This window comes from Mycobacterium sp. (genome assembly GCF_965230835.1).
Taxonomy (GTDB): Bacteria; Actinomycetota; Actinomycetes; order Mycobacteriales; family Mycobacteriaceae; genus Mycobacterium.
Genome location: NZ_CBDDLW010000002.1, coordinates 4,746,613 through 4,765,249 on the forward strand (window position 1 = coordinate 4,746,613; position 18,637 = coordinate 4,765,249).

13 protein-coding genes, 2 pseudogenes and 1 riboswitch are annotated in these 18,637 nt (G+C 62.2%); of the genes and pseudogenes, 3 read left to right on the forward strand and 12 right to left on the reverse strand.

The annotated features are described in order from the left end of the window. Window positions 1-3: 3 nt before the first annotated feature. Both ACO07W_RS21705 and ACO07W_RS21710 read left to right on the forward strand, forming a co-directional pair. Window positions 4-2,202 carry a malate synthase G gene (locus ACO07W_RS21705; protein WP_421845621.1) on the forward strand — a complete coding sequence of 733 codons (2,199 nt, stop codon included), beginning with the start codon at window positions 4-6 and terminating at the stop codon, window positions 2,200-2,202. A 94-nt stretch (window positions 2,203-2,296) separates the two neighbouring features. Next, window positions 2,297-4,777 carry a substrate-binding domain-containing protein gene (locus tag ACO07W_RS21710; RefSeq protein ID WP_421845622.1) on the forward strand — a complete coding sequence of 827 codons (2,481 nt, stop codon included), beginning with the start codon at window positions 2,297-2,299 and terminating at the stop codon, window positions 4,775-4,777. Between the two features lie 12 nt (window positions 4,778-4,789). On the opposite strand, the gene ACO07W_RS21715 is transcribed toward ACO07W_RS21710, so the two are convergent. Further along, window positions 4,790-5,665, reverse strand: a complete 876-nt coding sequence (locus ACO07W_RS21715; protein WP_421845624.1) for an alpha/beta fold hydrolase — start codon at window positions 5,663-5,665, stop codon at window positions 4,790-4,792. A 40-nt stretch (window positions 5,666-5,705) separates the two neighbouring features. Between ACO07W_RS21715 and ACO07W_RS21720 the strand changes: the two are divergent. Next, a pseudogene (locus tag ACO07W_RS21720) lies at window positions 5,706-6,579 on the forward strand (haloalkane dehalogenase). Between the two features lie 78 nt (window positions 6,580-6,657). Here the strand turns inward: ACO07W_RS21720 and gcvP are convergent. The 11 genes and pseudogenes from gcvP to secA2 form a co-directional block, all read right to left on the reverse strand. After that, on the reverse strand, window positions 6,658-9,471 hold the full coding sequence (gene gcvP, locus ACO07W_RS21725) for an aminomethyl-transferring glycine dehydrogenase (RefSeq protein WP_421846161.1): 2,814 nt from the start codon (window positions 9,469-9,471) through the stop codon (window positions 6,658-6,660). A gap of 237 nt (window positions 9,472-9,708) precedes the next feature. Then, window positions 9,709-9,806: riboswitch (glycine riboswitch) on the reverse strand. 90 nt (window positions 9,807-9,896) lie between these two features. Further along, entirely contained in the window at window positions 9,897-10,538 is a 642-nt protein-coding gene (locus tag ACO07W_RS21730) for a MerR family transcriptional regulator (protein WP_421845626.1), read from the reverse strand. 285 nt (window positions 10,539-10,823) lie between these two features. After that, window positions 10,824-11,318: a bifunctional nuclease family protein gene (locus ACO07W_RS21735; RefSeq protein ID WP_421845628.1), complete on the reverse strand. Its 495-nt coding sequence runs from the start codon at window positions 11,316-11,318 to the stop codon at window positions 10,824-10,826. Window positions 11,319-11,433: 115 nt separating this feature from the next. Then, a complete protein-coding gene (locus ACO07W_RS21740) occupies window positions 11,434-12,189 on the reverse strand; it encodes a MerR family transcriptional regulator (protein WP_421845629.1) in 756 nt (251 codons plus the stop codon). After that, window positions 12,186-12,662 carry a glycogen accumulation regulator GarA gene (gene garA, locus ACO07W_RS21745; protein WP_421845630.1) on the reverse strand — a complete coding sequence of 159 codons (477 nt, stop codon included), beginning with the start codon at window positions 12,660-12,662 and terminating at the stop codon, window positions 12,186-12,188. The genes ACO07W_RS21740 and garA overlap by 4 nt, the downstream gene beginning before the upstream one ends. Window positions 12,663-12,903: 241 nt before the next feature. Further along, window positions 12,904-13,308 carry a glycine cleavage system protein GcvH gene (gene gcvH, locus ACO07W_RS21750; protein ID WP_421846162.1) on the reverse strand — a complete coding sequence of 135 codons (405 nt, stop codon included), beginning with the start codon at window positions 13,306-13,308 and terminating at the stop codon, window positions 12,904-12,906. A gap of 26 nt (window positions 13,309-13,334) precedes the next feature. Then, window positions 13,335-14,154: pseudogene (locus ACO07W_RS21755) on the reverse strand (DUF881 domain-containing protein). A gap of 75 nt (window positions 14,155-14,229) precedes the next feature. Next, the gene (locus ACO07W_RS21760; RefSeq protein ID WP_421845631.1) at window positions 14,230-14,562 is read right to left on the reverse strand and encodes a small basic family protein; all 333 of its coding nucleotides are present in this window, start codon (window positions 14,560-14,562) and stop codon (window positions 14,230-14,232) included. A gap of 58 nt (window positions 14,563-14,620) precedes the next feature. After that, window positions 14,621-15,544 (reverse strand): DUF881 domain-containing protein, encoded by a 924-nt coding sequence (locus ACO07W_RS21765; RefSeq protein WP_421845632.1) that lies wholly within the window; start codon window positions 15,542-15,544, stop codon window positions 14,621-14,623. Continuing rightward, the gene (locus tag ACO07W_RS21770) at window positions 15,537-16,166 is read right to left on the reverse strand and encodes a CDP-alcohol phosphatidyltransferase family protein (protein ID WP_421845633.1); all 630 of its coding nucleotides are present in this window, start codon (window positions 16,164-16,166) and stop codon (window positions 15,537-15,539) included. Before ACO07W_RS21770 ends, ACO07W_RS21765 begins: the two co-directional genes overlap by 8 nt. A gap of 137 nt (window positions 16,167-16,303) precedes the next feature. Next, entirely contained in the window at window positions 16,304-18,628 is a 2,325-nt protein-coding gene (gene secA2, locus ACO07W_RS21775; protein WP_421845634.1) for an accessory Sec system translocase SecA2, read from the reverse strand. Window positions 18,629-18,637 lie beyond the last annotated feature (9 nt).

The window sequence follows — 18,637 nt, forward strand, 5'->3', positions numbered from 1 at the left end:
GTAATGAAAAGTCACGTGTCGGCGGGCAGCTTGCGCGTCGCTCGGGTCCTCTACGACTTCGTGAAGAAGGAGGCCCTACCTGGTACCGGCATAGACACCGCCAGCTTTTGGGCGGGCGTCGACAAGGTCGTAACCGACCTCACCCCACAGAACCAGGCTCTGCTGAAGACCCGAGATGAACTGCAAGCACAGATCGACAAATGGCACCGTCACCGCGTGATTGAGCCGCTCGACATGGATGCATACGGCAAGTTCCTCACCGAGATCGGCTATCTGCTCCCAGAACCAGATGACTTTACGATCACCACATCGGGCGTCGACCCGGAGATCACCACCGTTGCCGGACCACAGCTGGTTGTGCCAGTTCTCAACGCGCGGTTTGCGCTCAACGCTGCCAATGCGCGGTGGGGCTCCCTCTACGACGCCTTATACGGCACCGACGTCATCGCCGAAAGCGACGGCGCCGAAAAAGGCACCGGCTACAACAAGATCCGTGGCGACAAGGTGATCGCCTACGCCCGGAAGTTCCTGGACCAGTCGGTACCGCTGTCGTCGGGGTCCTACTCAGACGCCACTGGTTTCACCGTCGACGACGGCCAGTTGCTGGTTTCTTTGCCGGGCGATGAGCTGTCCACAGGAGTACTAGCCAACCCCGAACACTTCGCCGGCTACACCGGCGAGCCCGACTCGCCGACCTCGATCCTGCTGGTCAATCACGGCTTGCATATCGAGATCCTGATCGACCGAGAGTCGCAGATCGGCGCGACCGACCGGGCGGGCATCGAAGACGTGATTCTCGAGTCGGCGATCACCACGATCATGGACTTCGAAGACTCAGTGGCCGCCGTCGACGCCAAGGACAAGGTGCTCGGCTACCGCAATTGGCTCGGCCTGAACAGAGGCGACTTGGCCGCAGATGTGGACAAGGGCGGTGCTGGGTTCACCCGGGTGCTCAACCAAGATCGCGGCTACACCGCGCCCGACGGTAGCCAATTCACGCTGCCGGGACGCAGCCTGATGTTCGTTCGCAACGTGGGTCACCTGATGACAAACGACGCGATTCTCGACGCAGACGGCAACGAGGTGTTTGAAGGCATCATGGATGCCCTGTTCACCGGCCTCACCGCAATCCATGGGCTCAAAGCCAGCGGCAGCAACGGGCCCCTGGTGAACAGCCGAACCGGGTCCATCTACATCGTCAAACCGAAGATGCACGGTCCCGCCGAGGTCGCTTTCGCGTGTGAGCTGTTCAGCCGCGTCGAAGACGTGCTGGGGTTGCCTCAAGGCACGATGAAAATCGGCATCATGGACGAAGAACGCCGCACCACATTGAACCTGCGGTCGTGCATCAAGGCCGCTGCGGACCGCGTGGTGTTCATCAATACCGGATTCCTGGACCGAACTGGCGACGAGATCCACACGTCAATGGAGGTCGGCCCGATGGTGCGCAAAGGCACCATGAAGAGCCAGCCATGGATTCTTGCCTACGAAGACAACAACGTCGACGCCGGCTTGGCCGCCGGGTTCGCCGGCCGCGCCCAGATCGGCAAAGGCATGTGGGCCATGACCGAGCTGATGGGTGACATGGTCGATCAGAAGATTGCCCAGCCCCGCGCCGGAGCCAGTACAGCCTGGGTGCCCTCACCCACCGCCGCCACGCTGCACGCGATGCACTACCACCAGGTCGACGTGGCCGCGGTGCAACACGCTCTTCTCGGTAAGAAGCGCGCCACGATCGAACAGTTGTTGACCATTCCACTAGCCAAAGAGCTGGCATGGGCACCCGAGGAGATCCGCGAAGAGGTCGACAACAGCTGTCAGTCCATCCTCGGCTACGTGGTGCGTTGGATCGACCAGGGTATCGGGTGTTCGAAGGTGCCCGACATCCGCAATGTGGCTCTTATGGAAGACCGCGCTACGCTGCGGATCTCTAGTCAGTTGCTGGCCAACTGGCTGCGCCACGGGGTAATAACCAGCGAAGACATCCGGGCCAGCCTGGAGCGGATGGCGCCGCTGGTAGACCAGCAAAATGCCGACGACGCCGCGTATGTTCCGATGGCTCCCAACGTCGACGACAGCATTGCTTTCCTAGCCGCCGAAGAGCTGATCTTGTCCGGCGGACAGCAACCCAGCGGCTACACCGAACCGATCTTGCACCGCCGGCGTCGTGAGTTCAAAGCCCGGGCTGGTGGCGGCCGCTAGCGGCCCGCTGAGAATTTGGGCCCATCGGCCAGATCCGCAGCGCGACTTGGCTTGAATTGCGGCAGGCTTCGAGGGAGAGGATGCAGAGACCGCTATGGGTAGGCACAGCAAGCCCGACCCCGAAGATTCCGCTGACGAGCCACTGACCCAACGCCCCGCGGAACATCCGGGCCAGCGGCGCGAGATCGGCGAACTCGACGAATACCCGCTTATTCCGCTTGCTCACGACCATGAGGGTTTCGAATATCTAGACACATACCCCGATTTTGATGAGCCGACATATTCCGACCCCCTGAGCAACTACCACTACCCGGGCGCGGACCACACCTTCCAACAGCTACCACGCGCCGACAACCCGACCTACTACGACTACTACCCCACCAACAACACCTACCCACCAAACGCAGACATCCAGCTACAACCACACACCGACGACCCAGCCGACTACGACCACTACCCCACCAACAACACCTACCCACCAAACGCAGACATCCAGCTACAACCACACACCGACGACCCAGCCGACTACGACCACTACCCCACCAACAACACCTACCCACCAAACGCAGACATCCAGCTACAACCACACACCGACGACCCAGCCGACTACGACCACTACCCCACCAACAACACCTACCCACCAAACGCAGACATCCAGCTACAACCACACACCGACGACCCAGCCGACTACGACCACTACCCCACCAACAACACCTACCCACCAAACGCAGATGACGACTACCCTGACTTTCCCCGCCGGCCGGCAAGTTCAGCCGCGCGTCCGAAGTCACCGACACACCCGACGTCCCCGCGAGTCGGCGCCAGCCATCGAGGACTCGGCGACTGGCGCGGCGGGCACCGCAGCGTAGGTGGGCGACGGGGGGTCAGCATCGGGGTGATCGCGACACTGGTAACAGTCTTGGTGGTCGTCGCCGTCGTCATCGTCTGGCGCTTCTTCGGCAACGCGCTGTCCAATCGATCGCAGACAGCCGCTGCAAGCTGCGTGAGCGGCAACGATACCGTCGCAGTCATCGTCGACCCGTCGATAGCCGAGCACGTCAAAGACTTCGCTGACGACTACAACGCGTCGTCCGGCCCGATCGGTGACCGCTGCGTAGATGTGACTGTCAAACCGGCCGGGGCTGATGCTGTCATCGCGGGGTTCATCGGCAAGTGGCCACCTGAACTCGGCAACCGACCCGGTCTGTGGCTGCCCGGCAGCTCGATCTCTGCCGCGCGGCTCAACGCAGCCGCCGGCAAAAAGACAATCAGCGACAGCCGCTCGTTGGTCACCTCACCGGTGCTGCTAGCGGTCCGGCCCGAACTTGAGCAAGCCCTCACCAACCAGAACTGGGCGGCCCTACCCGGCCTACAAACCGACCCGAACGCCATGACCGGTTTGGGCTTGCCGGCCTGGGGATCACTGCGACTGGCACTGCCGATCGCGGGCAACAGCGATGCATCGCTCCTGGCCGGTGAGGCAATAGCAGCCGCGTCGGCACCCGCCGGCGACCCACCAACCGCAGGTAGCGACGCAGTGCGCAAGCTGGTGTCCGGGCAACCCAAGCTCGCCGATGACTCCCTGACGGCCGCGATGAATGCGCTGCTGAAGTCCGACAATGCGGCAACCGGAGCAGTGCACGCGGTGGTCACCACTGAGCAGCAGGTATTCGAGCGCGGCCAATCGATGTCAGATGCCGAGTCCAAGTTGGGTTCCTGGCGCCCGCCAGGGCCAGTCGCGGTGGCCGACTATCCGACTGTGCTCCTCAACGGTTCGTGGCTGTCAGAAGAGCAGACTACAGCTGCCAGCGCATTTGCCCGATTCATGCACAAACCCGAGCAACTCGCCAAACTGGCTAAAGCTGGTTTCCGCGTGGAGGGAGTCAAGTCGCCGAGCAGTCCCGTCACGAGTTTTGCGACGCTGCCTTCACCATTGCCGGTTGGTGACGACGGAATGCGGGCAACGCTGGCCACCACCATGACCTCGCCATCAGCCGGAGTAGCCACGACCATCATGCTCGACCAGTCGTTGCCAACCGAAGAAGGCGGCAAGACCCGCCTTGCCAACGTGGTTGCCGCACTTAACAATCGGATCAAGGCGCTGCCACCGAGCTCAGTGGTCGGCTTGTGGACATTCGACGGTCGTGAAGGTCGAACGGAGGTGCGGGCCGGGCCCTTGGCCGACCGTGTCAACGGTCAGCCTCGCTCGACAGCATTGACCACCGCATTGGACAAGCAGTCTTCGTCGGAAGGCGGCGCGGTCTCGTTCACGACGCTGCGCCTCATCTATCGCGAAATGTTGAGCAATTTTCATGAAGGCCAAGCTAATTCGGTACTGGTGATCACTGCGGGGCCACACACCGATCAAACCCTCGACGGGGCGGGGCTGCAAGCCTTTGTCCGCGCTAACGTCGATCCAGCAAAACCTATCGCCATCAACATCATCGACTTCGGTAGCGACGCCGACCGCGCAACCTGGGAATCCGTTGCCACGCTTAGCGGCGGCAGCTACCAGAACCTGAAAACGTCGGCTTCACCCAGCCTTGCGAAAGCCTTGGATGCATTCTTGGGCTGAGCTGAGCCCGTCTTAGTCGCCGAACAACAGGGACAACGCGGCTTCAGCATATGCCTTCGGATCCTCGAGCTGCGGGTAGTGTCCCAGGCCGGGTAGCTCAATCGAGTCGGCGTTCGGGCGAAGTTCGCGCAATCCGCGGAGCACGTTCGTCGTCGCCACTGGATCACCAAGTCCCCATAGGAAGCCGAGCGGTTTGGGCCAGTCACGAATGGCAGCGTGCCAGCGGCGCGCGTAGCGTTCCCGCTCGTCGAGATAACTGATTAGCAGATGCGGAATGCGATTTCCGGCATTGTGGCACAACAACTCCCACTGGGAATCGGCCTCAGCCACCGAGAGGGGATGTTCTTCTGAAAACAGCTTGGCGAATTCTCGCTTGAAGCCTCCGCGGTTGACCAGCCGCGCGACAATTGGGCCGAGCGGGCCGCGCAGCACTTGCTGGATCGGCCGCAGACTGGCGCGCTCTAGGATCACACTGCCGTTGCTCAGCACCGCACGGCGCAGATCGAACGGCAGGCGGCCCTCCAGATCACGGGCGAACAGTTCCGTCGTCACCGACGTGCCCATATCATGAGCAAGCACCACCAGTGGGGCGGTCGCCAACCCTTCCGTCTTAACGACCGTTTCTACCAGGTCTGCCTGCTCGAGCAGGCTGTAGTGGTGCGGGCGGGGCTTATCGGACAAGCCGAAGCCCAAAAAGTCAATCGTTATCCACGCGTGGCCGGCCAGGTACGGGAGCACTTCGCGGAAGTCGAAAGAACTAGACGGATAACCGTGCAGCAGGAGAATCGTCGGTGTTTCACCCGGTCCGGACCGGACGAATACCTTGCCTACTGGTGTGGGCAGCCACCGGCCACCCGCACGCCAATCTCGGACCCTGTGCGATGTCACACTTTTGGCATACCATCATCTGCACTATCAGAGGAGTGCAATGGGCCCCGAATTCAACCCGTTTTTCGTCCCGGATCCGAAGCTCTACCCATTCAAGTCACGCTGGTATGACAGTCAGCAAGGCCGCATCCACTACGTCGATGAGGGAGACGGCCCCCCCGATTCTGTTCTACCACGGCAATCCGACCTGGAGCTTTCTGTACCGCGACATCATCGTCGCACTGCGCGGCCGCTTCCGTTGTATCGCACTAGATTATCTCGGATTCGGTCTATCGGAGCGCCCGCCGGAATTCGGGTACACCATTGACGAGCACGCGCGGGTCGTGGGCGAGTTTGTCGACCACCTCGGTCTCGACGGTTACGTGAGCATGGGTCAAGACTGGGGTGGGCCAATTAGCATGGCCGTCGCGGTCGAGCGTACCAATCGGGTACGTGGAATCGTGTTGGGCAATACCTGGTTTTGGCCAGCGAATACACCGACGATGAAAATATTCAGCCGGGTCATGTCTAGCCCCCCACTCCAGGCTGCCATCCGACGCCGGAACTTCTTTGTCGAACGGCTCATTCCCGCAGGTACCGAGCATCGACTGAGCGACGCGGTGATGACGCACTACCGGGCCGTACAGCCAAACCCAGCCGCACGGCGTGGAATCGCAGAGATGCCCAAACAGATCCTGGCCGCCCGCCCGTTGCTGCAACGGCTAGCCAGGGAGGTGCCAACCAAGCTCGGCGCAAAACCCACTGTATTGATTTGGGGGATGAAGGATTTCGCATTCAAGCCCAAAGCCACAATCCCCCGGATGCGCACCACCTTTACCGACCACGTCCTCGTCGAGCTGCCCACGGCCAAGCACTTCATCCAGGAAGACGCCCCCGACCGGATCGCCGCGGCCATCACCGAACGCTTCGGCTGAACGTGCGACCGTCGTGGGCTGATCGCGCGCGACCAAACCGCGACGCCCGATTCTGCTCAGCCGACCTGCCTTGGCGCCTTAGACAAAAACCTCCACTGGCGGGCACGCGCAAACGAGGTTGCGGTCGCCGTATGCGCCGTCAATACGACGGACAGGGGGCCAGACCTTGGGGCGAAACTCGGTGCCCAACGGATATGCAGCTTCCTCCCGCGTATAGGGATGATTCCATTCGGACACCAATAGGCATCTAGCCGTGTGCGGTGCGCCGGACAGCGGATTGTCGTCGGCCGGCCACAGCCCTGCCCCGACTCGGTCGATTTCGGCGCGGATACTGATCATCGCCTCGCAGAAGGCATCCACCTCGGCCAGGCTCTCACTCTCGGTGGGCTCAACCATGAGGGTTCCAGCCACCGGGAAGCTCATAGTCGGGGCGTGAAAACCATAGTCTGTCAATCGTTTCGCCACATCGTCGACGGTGATACCGGTTGATTTTGTGATACCGCGCAGGTCCAGAATGCATTCGTGAGCAACCATGCCATTGTCGCCGGTGTAGAGCACCGGGTAATACTCGTCGAGACGACGGGCTATGTAGTTGGCCGACGCGATAGCGGTTAGGGACGCCGCCCGTAGGCCGTCGGCTCCCATCATCCGAATGTATGCCCAGGTTATCGGCAAAATCGACGCCGACCCGTACGGAGCCGACGACACCGGGTGCCCAGCCGGCAATTCGGAGTCAAAGGGATGACCCGGCAAGAACGGGGCCAAGTGCGAGCGCACTGCAACCGGGCCGACGCCGGGGCCACCACCGCCGTGCGGGATACAGAAGGTTTTGTGTAGGTTCAGGTGGCTCACATCGCCGCCGAACTTGCCCGGCCGGGCCAGGCCGACCAGCGCGTTGAGGTTGGCGCCGTCGACATAGACCTGTCCCCCCGCGTCGTGCACGGCGGCGCAAATGTCTGCGATGTCCTGCTCATAGACGCCGTGCGTGGACGGATAGGTGATCATGAGCCCAGAAAGCCGTTCGGCGTGCTCAGCGACCTTCGCCCGCAGATCGTCGAGATCGACGTCGCCGTTGTCGTGACAACCGACCACGACCACCCGCATACCGGCCAGCGCCGCGGACGCGGCGTTGGTGCCATGTGCACTGGACGGGATCAGACAAACGTTGCGGTGCGACTCGCCCCGGCTGGCGTGGTACTCGTGGATCGCCAGCAGACCAGCATATTCACCTTGGGATCCCGCGTTGGGCTGTAGCGACACCGCGTCATAGCCGGTGATCTGCACGAGCCAACTCTCCAGCTCGGCAATAAGCCGACGCAAACCCGAGGTGTCGGCAGCCGGCGCGAAAGGATGCTGGCGCCCGAACTCTGGCCAGGTGATCGCCTCCATTTCCGCAGCGGCGTTGAGCTTCATCGTGCATGAGCCGAGCGGAATCATACTGCGGTCCAGCGCAATATCCTTGTCCGCTAGTGCACGTAGATACCTCATCATCGCCGTCTCGGTGCGGTATTGGGTGAAGGCAGGGTGCGTCAGGAACTCCGACGTGCGAGTCGCAATGCCAGCGCGGGCCGGTGGGGCGGCCGCAACACCGAAGGCGTCTAAAACCGCCTTCACGTGCGCATCGGTCGTGGTCTCGTCACACGCCACCGACACGTGGTCGGAATCTACCCGCCACAAGTTGATGTTGTTGGCCTTGGCTGCGGCGACAACCTCATCGGCGCGGCCGGGCACTCTCGCCAACACGGTATCGAAATACTTGTCGTGCACCAGCGCATCGCCCAGCGCGCCAGCCAAGGTCTCAGCGTGGGCATGCACACGACGCGCAATGCGAGTTAGCCCGTCGGCACCGTGATAACTGGCGTACATCGCCGCCATCACCGCCAGGAGCACCTGCGCAGTGCAGATGTTGCTTGTCGCCTTGTCACGGCGGATATGTTGCTCGCGGGTCTGCAAAGCCAGGCGGTACGCGGGCACTCCGTCGCTATCCATAGACACACCGACCAGCCGGCCGGGTAATTGACGGGCATGATTGGTGTGCACCGCCAGGTAGCCGGCGTGCGGGCCGCCGAATCCCATTGGCACGCCAAATCGTTGAGTTGTGCCGAACGCCACGTCGGCGTCGATTTCACCGGGCGCCGTCACCAACGTCAAGGCCAACAAGTCAGCACCGATGGCGACAAGGGCGCCACGTTCGTGGGCCTGCTGAACTAGAGCCGTCCAGTCCGTGACCCGGCCGCTCGCCCCGGGCAGCTGAGTGATGACACCGAAGAACTCACCGTCGGGAAGGCCCCCACGCAGGTCGGCGGTAACAATCTCGATGCCCAGCGGTTTGGCTCGGGTGGCTAGCACCGCAGCGGTCTGAGCGAATACGTCCTCGTCAACTGCCAGCCTGTGAACCGAGCCGCGGGCCGCGCGATACATCAAAGCCATGGCCTCAGCGGCCGCCGTACCCTCGTCGAGCATCGACGCGTTTGCGATCTCGAGGCCAGTAAGGTCGGTTACCAAGGTCTGGAAATTCAATAGTGCTTCCAGTCGCCCTTGACTGATCTCGGGCTGGTACGGCGTGTAGGCGGTGTACCAGGACGGATTCTCCATGATGTTGCGCAACAAGACCGGGGGCGTAAAAGTGTCGTAGTACCCTTGCCCGATCATCGACACAGCGACGGTGTTGGCGTCCGCCAGCGTCCGCAGCTCGGCCAGCGCTTCTGCCTCGCTAGCGGCCGGCGGTAGCCGATCCAAGCCCGCGGCGGAACCGGCTTCAGTGAGCGAGTCGCGGATCCCGGCCGGTACCGCCTTGACTGCCAGATCATCAAGCGAGTCGACACCGATTACCGCAAGCATGGTTTCGACTGCCTTGGCGTCGAGGCCGATGTGCCGGTCTGCGAAGTTCAGCTCGCGGTTGGGTGTGTTCAGTTCAGGCACTCCGGACTCCTGACATTTCGGACAGACACCACCGTCGTCAGCTGCACGGTCGGCACACGGCCGCACTGTCGCCAAGCTGACGCTGTGGCCCTCTCCCTCTGTCGTCCACCCGAGCCGGGCGCCTGAGAGATTCGACAACCCGATTAGGTCGCCTTTCCCCATGGGCGGGTGAGCCGAGCAGTCGGATCACCGCTTTCCAGAGACATCGGGACTCGCACGGTCCGGGGGCCTGAGAGATTGACGGAGAGGTGTTGCTCCTTCGGCGTCCGTAACTGGCCGTCACGAAACTCTCCCGCGCGAGGCGATGCAAAACGCATTTTACCCTGCGCAAGCGAATCAGGGGCGAATGAGAGCGCGATTTGCCGCCTGCGCGTGATGCGAACGGCGATGACCGGCTAACCGATTTTGCGGTCGCGGTGTTTACGTCGGGACGCCAATTCGTCCTCGGGCGTGGCAATCGACTCACCGCCGTCGGCACGCTCTCCGTGGAAGTCGGCGATAACACCGGTCAACTCGCGCATCGCACCGGACACGGCAATGCCGAACACTCCCTGGCCACCTTGCAGGAGGTCAACGACTTCTTCGGCTGACGTGCATTCATACACAGTGGTGCCGTCGGAGAACAAGGTGATATTGGCGAGATCCCGGACGCCACGCTGGCGCAAATGATCGACTGCGACCCGGATGTTGTGCAAAGAGATCCCGGTGTCAAGCAAGCGTTTGACAATCTTGAGAACCAAGATGTCCTTGAATGAGTAAAGCCGCTGGCTGCCTGATCCTGCCGCGCCGCGGATCGACGGGACCACCAGCGATGTCCGCGCCCAGTAGTCCAGCTGGCGGTACGTAATCCCAGCTATCTGACAGGCGCTCGGCCCGCGATAGCCGACCAGCTCATCGGGCACGGAATCGTCCGGGAACAGGCCGGGCTGCACGGATTCGCCCGCCGAGGCGTCGCCTTGGCCACCACGGTTACCGCCGGTCGCGGTATCCACATGGTTCACAAGGCCGAGCTGGTCTTGACGTGGCTGCTCGCTCACGGTGTTTCCTCTCGCCGATCGCGCTCTTGTCACTAGCTGCACCCCTACAGCCACATATGCCAGGCCTGAGTCTTAGAGAGCATACGCGCTGCGCTGCTCTCGGCACTCATTAAGTCGTGGTTAAAGTATGGCGGTTGCCCCGACTGATGGATGCAATCCACCAGGCGTGTCGACGTCGCAGTGTGCGAGATGAGACCGGTCCGTGACATCGACTGCGGCAGCAAAGGCCCTTCCTCGATGCCCTCACGGCGCGCATCAGCACAGGACCGGAGCCCGATCACCCGGCTACGTGGCCTTGAAATCGTCTGGTGAGACACTGTCGAGAAACTCCTTGAACTTCTCCACCTCATCCTCGCGCACCGTGCTACTGGCTTCCTCGTCACTCTCATCGGGGATCAGTAGCCCCGCCTGGGCGAGCACTGCCTCCTCGACGTAGATCGGAACACCCACCCGCAGTGCGATCGCCACCGAGTCAGAGGGCCGAGCCGATACCGTGATGTCGCGGTCGAAGATCAGATTGGCGTAGAAAGTACCTTCTTGCAAATCGACGATCCGCACCTCTTTGAGTGAATGCCCAAGAGCACCAATGAGATCCCTGATCAGATCATGCGTCAGTGGCCGAGGTGGCTCGACGCCCTGCTGCTCCAGCGCAATGGCTGCAGCCTCCGCTTGGCCGATCCAGATCGGCAGATACCGGTCACCGTTGGCTTCGCGCAGTAGCAACACTGGCTGGTTCTGCGGTTGCTCGACGCGAATGCCGACAACACGAACTTCACCCATCTGTGTCTGCCCTTCGCACATGCCGCCGTGTCCGACTCAGTTCGTCCGACGACACGGTGAACGTCATGTCTCCATCATGCCGTCAAACGTCAAGCTGTCGAAGGAAGTCTAGTCCTCAGCGGTGCAGAAGGTCGCGAACGGCCGACTTGATCAACGACGTATGCAAAGTGATGGCTAGTGCAGCGACTTCGCGGGCCAGATCGTCGGCACGGTCGCGGGCGCCCGCCTTGCCGGCCTTCACCAAGGGCCCGGTGATTTGAGCGATCAAATCTGACTGTCGATCTGCCGCGGAACGGAAGGCACGCAGGTGCCGCGGTTCGACACCGTATTCGGATAGCGCCCGCGCGCACTGGAGAATCACCACCGCGTGCTCGTCAAAGAAACGGCCCGGTCCGGTGGTTATCACGCCGGCTTTGATCAGAGCGGACAGGAACTCATCGTCTACCCCCGAGCGCTCCAAGAGATCTTCTCGGCTGAGTCTGACCTGGGTAGGCGCTACCGCAGCGGTATCCGACCCAACCCCAGATCCGGCTCCGTCGGAATTACTTCCCCCAAGCGACACCAATCGCGGTACCTGGTAAGCAGATCCGAACGACGGCAATTCGCCGTCCGGCTGAGCGTCCAACTGAGCCCTGATCACCTTCAGGGGAAGGTAGTGATCCCGCTGGGCGGTCAGAATAAAACGCAGCCGCGCACAGTCGTAGGCGGTGAACCTCCGATATCCCGATGCCGCACGCTGCGGTGTCACCAACCCTTCCGACTCCAAGAACCGAATCTTGGAGATGGTGACATCGGGAAAATCCGGCCGCAGCAGGTCTAAGACCGTCCCGATCGACATCCCGCTAAGAGCGGGGCTATCGGGTGCGCTCACTGGCCTCCGGATCCTCCGTCATCATCACCTTGCTTGGGCCCGGTCAGAAACACCAAGCGGAACTTGCCGATCTGGACTTCGTCACCGTTTGCCAGTATCGCCGAATCAACAGGCTCGCGGTTGACGTACGTGCCATTGAGGCTACCGACGTCAACGACATTGAAGCTGTCACTTTCCAACCTGAATTCGGCGTGGCGTCGGCTCACCGTGACATCGTCGAGAAAAATGTCGCTGTCGGGATGCCGACCGGCCGAGGTAATGGCCTGGTCGAGCAGGAATCGAGATCCCGCATTGGGTCCTCGTTTGACGACCAGCAGCGCCGAGCCCGCGGGGAGCCCCTCGACCCCCGATACCGAACTCTCGGCGCCTGCTTGCGCGGGAGCGTCCAGTTCGCTGAGGAAGTCGGCCCGGAAGACTGAGGTCGTCTCCACGGTAACTTCATCAGAAGTCTCGTCTTTGTCCTTGCCCGTCACCCGCTGCTCCTCACTGGCCGCTGTGGCGTTGTCTGACCGGACCATCCGGCCGGCTTCCCGCTAGGATTTATCGCCTGTATTGCGTTCACTGTCCCAGGTGTTGATGAGTCGACCGTACCGCGCAGCGGCCGGAAGTGTGCTCACCATCACATGATCGTAAGCGCGACCGCCCGGCTCCTTCTAGGTTTGTCGCAGGGCGCGTGTCGTTGTCGCGAAACGTTGGCTGGGACCATATCAATCGTCATTCAGTCAACGTGCCGCGGTAAGCGTCAGGATCGAGCAGTGTCGCCAAAACCGACTCCAGAGCAGCCACATCGCCGCTATCGACCTGGACATCCAGCAGCCAACCAGCACCGTACGGGTCAGTGTTCACCAGTTGCGGATTGCTTTCTAGGTCGGCATTGACTGCGATCACCTTCCCAGAGAGTGGCGCAAAGAGGTCCGAAACAGATTTCGTCGATTCCACTTCCCCGAAGGCTTCGCCAGCCGTCACTCCGGCACCGAGGTCGGGCAGCTGAACGAAGACAACGTCACCTAGGGCCGACTGCGCGAAGTCGGTGATCCCGATTCGCACCGTGTCCTCCGCACTGCGGCGAATCCACTCGTGCTCGGCGGTGTAGTGCAAGTCGGCCGGGATATCGGTCACGTTAGTCCTGTTCTGGTCGGAGTTGGTCACTTGACGGGCTGAGCGTATTGGTGCGGTTTTGGCTGCCGCAAGGTGGTCACGTCCACGCGTTCGACCTCCTGCACGAACATCCGCCCGCCAACGCGTTTGATGCTATCCTTCGCCCCTCCGGGAATATTCATGGCCGCGGCCAGCGTAGACGGATCACCAATCGCCATAATCGAATAGGGCGGCGACAGGACCCTGTTATCAATGGTCAGCGCGCCTGGAGCACCGGTGACCCACGTATCGACTCCGACCCGTATGGATTGATGCCCATCGTTAATCTCGATCGCTTCGGCACCGGCGGCACGCAACTCGTTGATCACGTCAAGCATCGCTTCCGGAGCTACTCCGGGCCCCGGGTCCTCGATATTGATCGTGACGCCCGGTCCGGTGGCACCCACGGCACCGACCAGGATCGATAGCGCCGCCAATCTGGCCTGAGCGGTTTCGATGGCGGCCTGATCGGTGTTGCCGGACGCCTGCAACGCGTTCAAGGTGTCCTGCAGATCAGCTACTTCTGTGTTCAGCGTCGCCTCGCGTTGCCGCAGCGAGTCCAACAGCACTAACAGGTCTGCGGGACGTGCCGTCTCCAGCGAGTCACCGGACTCGGTCTGGCGAACCTGTGTGACAATCGCGACTCCCAAAAGCAGGCACAACAAGATTGCCAGCGTCCCGAAGACCAGACGGGAGCGACTGCCCCGCGCTAGGCCGGACAGGCCCCGTTCGGTGCAGCCGTCCAATGGCGGGCCGCGGCCGATCCGGCGGCAACTGGTGGCGGCCTCGGCGCGCGCCATCGGAGGCTTCGGAGTCTTCCTGGTGGATTGCCTCGTCGCGAGTTTTACTGGCACCAGATTCCTGGGATTCGGGGGATCTGAACTCACGGTGACCTCACCTCCGTCATGCTCCAAACAGGCGGCGCCGCAGCGCAGCGGTGTTTCCAAAGATCCGAATGCCCAGCACAACGATGATCGCAGTGGACAACTGGGTGCCTACCCCCAGTTGGTCACCGACGTAGACGATCAGGGCGGCAACAAAGACGTTGAACACGAACGAAACCACAAAGACTTTCGGGTCAAAAATCCGCTCGAGGTAGGCACGCAACCCACCGAATACCGCGTCGAGCGCCGCGACCACCGCGATCGGCAAGTAGGGCTGGATGACTTCGGGCACGCTGGGATGGAAAACCAAACCCAGCACGATGCCGACCGCAAGCGCTGCGATACCGATCATGCGCGCGAGCTTCCCGTCGCCGTTTGTGTCAGTGGGATCTGTCTCACCAGCACTTCTCTCACTTGGGCCCAATCTCTTTAGCGAACTTGACGTCCCGGACCGCTCCGGCAGGCAGCGCGAGCCCGTCGCCGACGTCCACGCTCACACCGACGCCGTAGGCGACCTCCAACAGCCTAAGGCGCTGCAGGCCGGGACTTCGTTCGAAGTCGTCGGCCATTGTGCGCGGCGGCCCGACGGCAAGGATCGTATAGGGACTCATCGTCGGATTGTTGTCCACCAGGATCGCTCCGCCAGCTTGCCGGATGGTCACGTTCGGCCCAATCCGTGCGCCATCGACCGAGATGGCTTCCGCCCCACTCGCCCACAACGAGTTGACGACGAGCTGCAAGTCGCGGTCCAGAATGATCTGCTGGCTGCCACTCACCCGCTGCTTAGATACATCAGAGAGGTTCGGACCGATTCCGGGGTCGGTCACCGTCACGTCCAGGCCCGGGCCGATGACGGGTGTGCTGGCTGCCGCCAGACTCAGTGTGTCGAGGCCGATCAGCAGCCGCCGCCCCTCGGCGTCGTCGGCAAGCGCACGTCGCTGCACGTCGTCAACTTTGGCCGAAAGCGCACTGCGCCGCTGGGCCAATCTGGCTGCGGCGGTCTGCGTTGAACGCACGCTGCTCGCCAGCAGCTGCTGAGCTGCGCGCAGGCCAGGTGCAACCGAGCGGGCCTGGGCGACTGCCGTCGCAAAAACGGCAGCCACGAGAGTCGCGGCCAACGCCTGCCAAACCCAGTTGATCACGCGTATTCGGCCATTCGGTGCTGCCGCGCATCGGCTCCGTTCGGCGGCAGCTGCGGCGTAACCCGGATCTAGATGCTCGGACAACAACTTGCGTAATAGCGACGGCACCGGAATGTGCCCTGGCCGCGCCGCGTGAGCGCTGTGGCCGGCATTGGGGTCGTAACCGCCGAGCATCCGGTCAGACTCAGCCATCGTTACCTGCTTGTCGGGCGACCAACTGATGGCTCCGGTCCTTGAGTTTGGGCAGCCGGCGCACCACCATCGTCATTTGCACCGCATACAGCACGAACGCCCACAGGTATGCATACATACCCCAGATCAGAAACCCCCAACCGCCGGCCCCCAGCACACGACTCCAGGTCGCATCCCATTGCCCCATCAGGATCATGGGAAAGCCGACCATGAGAGCGAAAGTTGCCGCCTTACCCACATAGGTCACCGGAAGTGCAGACAGGCCGCGGCTCCTCAGCAGCGGCAGGGTGGCAGCCAGCGCGGCGTCGCGAGCCAGCAAGGTAGCAATAAACCACCACGGCATGATCCCGCTCAACCCCAATACAACGGGAACGGTAACCATGTAGAGGCGATCGACAGCTGGGTCCAGCAGCACGCCCAGCCGCGACGACTGGTTCATCAACCGGGCGATCTTGCCGTCCGCCCAGTCAGAGACACCGCTGAACACCAGGATCACCACCCCCCAGCCATTGAGATGCGCGACCAACATGACGTAGACAAATACCGGGATGAGCGCCAAACGGACCGCACTCAGCAGGTTGGGTACCGTCAGCACTCGATTCTCGGTGAGTACCGGCTCCATGAGGCGTGACCTTAGCTCGGCGACGATGCGGCCCGCACAACGGACCGTGGAGGAAGCGAGGGTCAGGCCCCGCTCGGCAAAGACTCGGTGCGCGCAACCGACCGTCGCGGCGCTGCCGAGCGATGGTTTGAGCAGGCTCAGCGGAACACGCCGGGCAGACTCAGGGTAGACAGCGTGTCATCCGACAGCGGATTGTCATTGACCATGTAAGTCCAGGTCGATGTCGGCCGGGCCAGCTTGGACAGATCCAGGCCCGGTTCCTCGTCGAGAACGTTTGCGGTCTCGAACGTCTGCTGGGCCGCCTCGATGGCGTCGGCAGCCAATGACGCGAAAGCGTCCACGGCCATCCGGTGAAATTCGTCGAGGGGATTCTGCCGCCCCAATGCGCGGAGGTGGATGCTTTCACGGATGTCGGCCAGAAATGCCAGGTGATCAGCCCAGCCACGGTCGAGGTGATACAGCATGATCAGCCGGCAGATCTTCTCGAGGCGCTCTTCAGACAGCTCTTCAGACAGATCCGAATACCGCGTCGGCGCCAGCTCAGCAAGCTCTTCACGCGCAGTTGCGGTGCGCAGCAGCGCATTACGCCGATCGACAATAATGGCGCGTTGCTGCGCTATCAATTGGTTGTACCGCCAGGTGTTCGCGTGAACGTCAAGCAACCGTCCTTCCGCCACTCGCTGGGCGTGGTCGAGCAAACCACTGGCCCGAGGGCTGACGATCTGGCCGTCCTCGTCGGTTTCCGTCGGGAGTTTGTTGCTGTCGAGGTTGGCGGCCATAACATCGTCCTCCCAGCTTGAGAAGAACACCGACGACCCCGGGTCGCCTTGACGTCCGGCTCGACCGCGCAACTGGTTGTCCAGCCGCTCGGTGTGGTGCCGCCCGGTCCCCACCACGTGCAACCCACCGAGTTCGGCGACCCTATCGTGGTCGGACTCGTCGGATCCGCCAAGCCGGATATCGGTGCCCCGCCCCGCCATCTGGGTAGACACCGTGACCTTGGCGAATTCGCCGGCCTCGGCGATCACCTTGGCCTCCTCGGCGTCATTCTTCGCGTTGAGCACCACGGCGGGAACCTGACGGCGCAGCAGCTGCTCGTGCAGCTCCTCGGATTCGGCGACATCACGGGTTCCTACCAGGACCGGCTGGCCCGTCTCCTGTACTTCAGCGATGTGCTCAACGATCGCGTCGTTCTTGGCCGCAGCGGTGATGTAGACCCGGTCAGACTCGTCCTGGCGGATGGTTGGCGTATTGGGCGGTATCGGCGAGACACCGAGCTTGTAGAACTGGCGCAGCTGCTCACCAGCGGCCAGGGCGGTGCCGGTCATCCCGCATACCGTGGTGTAGCGGTTGACCAGTGCCTGCACTGTGATGGTGTCGAGAACCTCGCCTGTCTCAGTGGTTTCGATACCCTCCTTAGCTTCGACTGCCGCCTGAAGGCCGTCCGGCCAGCGCTGCAGTTGGGCGATGCGCCCGCGCGAGGAATTGATCAGGTGCACCGCACCATCTCGGACGATGTAGTGCACGTCGCGCTGCAACAGCACATGCGCGTGTAATGCGACGTTGACCTCGGTCAGCGTGGTCCCGACGTGTTCCTCGGAGTACAGATCGATACCGCCGAGCATCTTTTCGACTTTGCGCGCGCCCGCTTCAGTCAAGTGGACGTTGCGGCTGTCGGAATCAGTGTTGTAGTCAGTGTTTACCGCTAACTGTCCGACCAGACTGATGATCTCGAGCCGCGGCGTCTCCCGGTGGGTGGTACCGGCCAGAACCAATGGCACTAACGCTTCGTCGACCAGCACCGAATCCGCTTCGTCGATGAGCGCCACATCCGGGTTGGGCGACACCAGGTCAGTGACATCAGTCACGAGTTGATCGCGCAGCACGTCGAAGCCGATCTCATTGATCGACGCATAGGTGACGTCGCAATCGTATGCAGCCCTGCGGTCCTCACCAGACGACTCCGCGGTGATCCAGCCGGCCGTCAGGCCCATGGCCTCAAGGAGCGGGCCCATCCACTCTGCATCACGGCGGGCCAGGTAATCGTTGATCGTTACCACGTGCACGTGCCGACCCGCCAGCGCGTAGCCGGCAGCCGCGATCGCACCAGCCAGGGTCTTACCCTCGCCGGTAGCCATCTCGATCACGTCGCCGGCCAGCATGCGCAGTGCGCCAAGCAGCTGCACGTCGAACGGTCGCAGCCCAGTCGACCGCTCGGCGGCTTCCCGGGCGATCGCGACAAACTGTGCGATGTCGGCAGAATCTGCGAGATCATCGAGGTTCAGCAGCCCAGCGGCCTTTTTTAGTTTTGCGTCGTCGAGCTTGGCGGCTTCCTCGTCGTACTCAGCCGAAGCGGTTACCTCGGTGAGGGAGCGACTCCGGTTCTTGTCGGTGCTGGCGCCGAGAAGCCGCCAAAATCGGCCGCTCAGACGGCCCGGTTGAGCGCGCGTGGTCTTAGACACAGCCCAACG